We start from the raw sequence: 922 nt of genomic DNA, 5'->3' as shown, positions 1-922 counted from the left end.
TCCAATCCGGCAGTGCTTCGCGGCGGGTGGCCTCGCTGCCATAGAACCTGGCGTAGGCCCAACCGTCGTTCAGGGTCCGATGGAACCGCTCGATTTTCCCATTGGTCTGGGGCCGGTAAGGGCGGGTCCGCTTGGGCGTGATGGCCAGCTCGGCGCAGGCGTCACGCCAGGCATGCGAGCGGTAGGCGGACCCATTATCAGATAGCACGCGCTCCACGACGACGTCACGGGCAGCGAACCACGCCACGGCCCGTTCCAGTACCGCGATGGCCGTTACCGACTTCTCATCATCATGAATCTCGGCATAGGCGATACGCGAGTGATCATCGATGACCGTGTGCACGAAGGCGGTTCCCATTTTCGGGGTGTGGTTCGCATTGCGGGGCTTGTCCGGGGTTGCTGCACGGTTCTTGTCTCCGGCCTGCCGGCCCACGAACCGGTGCCCGCCGCCGTCGGGAATATTGCCGAATTTGGTGACGTCCACGTGGATCATCGATCCCGGATAGGGGTGCTCATAGCGGCGGATTTTCTCACCGGTGACCCGGTCGATATAGCGCAGCCTGTTGATCCGGCAACGTACCAGCACTGCGTGCACCGTCGAGGCAGCCAGGCCCAGCCGGTAGGCGATCTGGACGGGCCCCAAGCGCTTGCGCCAGCGCAGTGCCACGATTTGTTTGACCGCTGCCTGCGGGGTGCGTGCAGGACTTGTCCGGGGTCTGCTGGGCTTGTCGGCCATCCCGGCCGCGCCGTGGGCTCGGTAGCGGTCGGCCCAGCGTTTGGCGGTGGGCCAGGAGACCATGAACATTTTCGCTGCGGTGGAGACGCTCCACTGCTGGTCAACGATGAGCTTGGCGATTCTCAGACGTGCTTTGGGGGTCAGGGCTGCATTAGCGTGGGACATGAAGGCCTCCTGTTTGTGAAG

1 protein-coding gene is annotated in these 922 nt (G+C 63.9%); it reads right to left on the bottom strand.

Annotation, left to right across the window (positions count from 1 at the left end; genetic code table 11):
- A partial coding sequence (locus ACT3S2_RS15830; protein ID WP_444561936.1) for an IS481 family transposase occupies positions 1-901 on the bottom strand: 901 nt, incomplete at its 3' end.
- Positions 902-922: the final 21 nt, after the last annotated feature.

It is taken from the genome of Arthrobacter sp. AOP36-A1-22, from assembly GCF_052377615.1.
Classification (GTDB): domain Bacteria; phylum Actinomycetota; class Actinomycetes; order Actinomycetales; family Micrococcaceae; genus Arthrobacter_H.
This window is presented reverse-complemented; position numbering and strand designations above follow the sequence as displayed.